Origin of the sequence: Actinomadura sp., assembly GCF_044508335.1 — a bacterium.
Classification (GTDB): domain Bacteria; phylum Actinomycetota; class Actinomycetes; order Streptosporangiales; family Streptosporangiaceae; genus Spirillospora.
Genome location: NZ_JBIQHY010000224.1, coordinates 1 through 3,081, shown reverse-complemented (window position 1 = coordinate 3,081; position 3,081 = coordinate 1). Strand labels below are relative to the sequence as shown.

Here is a 3,081-nt window from a genome sequence, read left to right as displayed (position 1 = left end):
CTAGGGCGCCGTCAGGACCACCGGCCCGTCGCCCGTGATCACGATGCTGTGCTCGAAGTGCGCCGCCCGGCTCCCGTCCCTCGTCGCGACGGACCATCCGTCGTCCAGGGTCACCGTCGCGTCGCGCCCGCTCTCGGTCACGAGCGGCTCGATGGCGATGGCCAGCCCCTCCCGGAGTCGCATCCCGCGCCCCCGGCGGCCCGTGTTCGGCACCGGCGGGTCCTCGTGCATCTCCGTCCCGATGCCGTGCCCGCCGGACCCGTCCGCGATGCCGTAACCGGCGTTCCTGGCGGTCTCCTCCACCGCCGCCGACACGTCGCCCAGCCGGTTCCCCGGCACTGCCCGGTCGATGGCCCGCTCCAGCGCGACCCGCGTCGTCTCGACGAGCCGCACGCCGGCCTCGTCGCCCGTCCCGACCATGAACGACACGGCCGCGTCCCCGCAGTACCCGTTGAGCCGGGCGCCGCAGTCGACGGTCACGAGATCACCCTCCCGCAGAACCCGCCCGTCCGGGATCCCGTGCACCACGACCTCGTTGATCGACACGCAGATGTTCGCCGGATACGGATAGGGCGCCCAGGACGGCTTGTAGTGCAGGAACGGCGACGTGGCCCGCTCCTCCCGCAGCACCCGCGCGGCAACCGCGTCCAGCTCCCTGAGCGGCACGCCGGCCTCGGCCGTCTTGCTCACGTCGCGCAGGATCCGGGCGACGACCCGCCCCGCGTCCCGCATGCGCTCCCACTCCCGTGGGCTCCGGTAGGTCACCATGGCGAAGATTCTAATACCAGTATTAGAATACCAACATGGTGCGCACCCCACTGACCGACGAGCAGCGCGACCGGGGCAGGGCCCTCGGCCAGATCCTCCGCGCCGCCCGCGGCCCCCGCCCGGCCGCCGCCGTCGCCCACGAGGCCGGCATCTCCCTCGACACCCTCCGCAAGATCGAACGCGGCGCCATCGCCGCCCCCGCGTTCTTCACGGTCGCGTCCCTGGCCCGCGTCCTCGACCTGGACCTCACGACCCTCGCCGAGACTCTGTCCGAATTCGACCGAACCACTCCGGACGCGGCCGCGTCATAGAACACGAGAGCGCGCCGGCCCCTTCTGCGGGGGATGGGGCCGACGCGCTCCTCGAAACGAGATCACCGGTAGTTCACGAACTGCAGCGCCACGTCGAGGTCCTTGCCCTTGAGCAGCGCGATGACCTGCTGCAGGTCGTCCTTCTTCTTCGAGCTGACCCGCAGCTCGTCCCCCTGGATCTGGGCCCGCACACCCTTCGGCCCCTCGTCCCGGATGATCTTCCCGATCTTCTTGGCGTCCTCCTGGGAGATGCCCTCCTTGAGGCCGACGCCCAGCTTGTACAGCTTCCCGGACAGCTTCGGCTCGCCCGCGTCGATCGCCTTCAGCGAGATCCCCCGCTTCACGAGCTTGTCCTTCAGCACGTCCAGCACCGCGTTGGCCCGCTCCTCCGTGTTCGCCTGGATCTCGATCGACTCACCCGACCACTTGATCCCCGCGTCCACGTTCCTGAAGTCGAACCGGTTGGCCACCTCCTTGGCGGCCTGGTTCAGCGCGTTGTCGACCTCCTGCCGGTCGAGCTTCGACACGATGTCAAACGACGAGTCGGCCACGGCCCACACATCCCCTCAGCAGCAACATCCGGATCCCCCGAGCGTATCGATCAACCCCGCCCGCCTCGATGTCACACCCACTCCCACGGTCCGCTATCCTTTCCAGTGCCATCGCGAAGGCGGGTTGCCCGAGTGGCCAATGGGAGCGGACTGTAAATCCGTCGGCTTAGCCTACCCAGGTTCGAATCCTGGACCCGCCACCCCAGCAGAAACAGCCCCTGACCAGGCATGACCCGGTCCGGGGCTGTTCTCGTTATGTCCGGCTGTCTCTGATCGTTTACGGCCTTCTACGGGTGGCTGTGCCGAATACGTGCCGAAGTTCTAGGGTGTCTTCGGCCTGGTCGCTTCGCTGATTCGGCGCTTGGCGTCCTCCTCTTGACCGGCCACGCACTTGGCGTAGACGCGGAGGAGGACGGCGACGCTGTGCCCCGCCCACTCGGCGACCTGAGCCGGAGGGACGCCCGCACCGAGCCACGTCGACACGGCCGCGTGCCGGAGGTCGTACGGCGTCTTGGCCAGCGGCGAGGCCGCCTCACGCTCGCTCAGTGCCGCCGCCCTGGCCTATGCCAGACCCCGAGGTATGTCCGGTCAGTCATGATCCCGCCCCGCGGCCCAACCAACAGCCGGCCACTGGCCGGGATGTTGAACTCCTTGATGTGGTGGCGCAGCAGCGTGACAAGTTCCGGATGGATCGGCACGGGCCGGGTCTCGCCGGGCGCCCGATGCTTGAGAGGCTGCCTGTCCCGAGGCTTGCCGCTATCCGTCCATCGAGAGCCGCTACGCGGTTCAGCGTGCGTCAGCCGCATCTCACCCCAGCCGTCATCAGGCAGGCTCACGAGGTGATCCCGCCGCAGGTCCACTGCTTCCTCTGGCTGCAGCGCGGCGTAGTACATGACGGCGAAGAACGCGACCATGCGCTCACCACGCTTGCCCTGCGTTCGGACGGCGTCGAGGAGCCGCCGCGCCTGGTCGGGATTGGCGACCACCCGAAGGTCAAGCGTCTGCGCCACTCGCGGCCGAGTCCACTTCACCAGGGTCAGCGGGTTGACAGGCAGGATGCGCCGCTCGCAGGCGTACTCCATGGCGTTGTTGAAGGTCGCTCGTTTGCGCGTCGCCGTACTGCCGGCAGCCGGAGAGCCGTCTTGGCGACGGCTCAGCCGGTCGAGGACTTGCCGCGCGAGCTGAGGCCCCTGCCGGTCGGGGGGCGAAGTCGGCCATGTCGACGGTGTTCCGCTCCAGCCAGCGGACGGCCGAGGCCAGGTGTTCGGGCGCGTCGGTCTCGCCGTTCTGCAGGCGCCCGCTGTAGGCCCAAGCCCGCAGAGCCTCACGCAGCAGGCCACCCGCCGGAGCGCCCTTGCCCGTGGTCAACAGAGCCTCTGTGGCGTCCGTCAGCGCCTCAGCGATGCCCCGCCGATGGTTGGGGGAGGCGTACGGCCACTTGGCCGCGCAGT

Annotated in this window: 4 protein-coding genes and 1 tRNA gene; 2 read left to right on the top strand and 3 right to left on the bottom strand. The window is 69.2% G+C overall.

Annotated features, from left to right (window positions below; translation table 11 throughout):
• Nucleotides 1–768 (bottom strand): type I methionyl aminopeptidase, encoded by a 768-nt coding sequence (map, locus tag ACIWVC_RS34390; protein WP_396455183.1) that lies wholly within the window; start codon nucleotides 766–768, stop codon nucleotides 1–3.
• Nucleotides 769–803: 35 nt separating this feature from the next.
• Between map and ACIWVC_RS34385 the strand changes: the two genes are divergently transcribed.
• On the top strand, nucleotides 804–1,079 hold the full coding sequence (locus ACIWVC_RS34385) for a helix-turn-helix domain-containing protein (RefSeq protein WP_396446343.1): 276 nt from the start codon (nucleotides 804–806) through the stop codon (nucleotides 1,077–1,079).
• A 62-nt stretch (nucleotides 1,080–1,141) separates the two neighbouring features.
• Here ACIWVC_RS34385 and ACIWVC_RS34380 read toward each other — a convergent pair whose 3' ends face one another.
• Nucleotides 1,142–1,630, bottom strand: coding sequence for a YajQ family cyclic di-GMP-binding protein (locus ACIWVC_RS34380; RefSeq protein WP_396446344.1), 489 nt, complete (start codon nucleotides 1,628–1,630; stop codon nucleotides 1,142–1,144).
• Nucleotides 1,631–1,748: 118 nt separating this feature from the next.
• Between ACIWVC_RS34380 and ACIWVC_RS34375 the strand changes: the two genes are divergently transcribed.
• Nucleotides 1,749–1,830, top strand: a tRNA-Tyr gene (locus ACIWVC_RS34375).
• Between the two features lie 342 nt (nucleotides 1,831–2,172).
• On the opposite strand, the gene ACIWVC_RS34370 is transcribed toward ACIWVC_RS34375, so the two are convergent.
• On the bottom strand, nucleotides 2,173–2,712 hold the full coding sequence (locus ACIWVC_RS34370; protein ID WP_396455181.1) for a hypothetical protein: 540 nt from the start codon (nucleotides 2,710–2,712) through the stop codon (nucleotides 2,173–2,175).
• Between the last annotated feature and the right edge of the window lie 369 nt (nucleotides 2,713–3,081).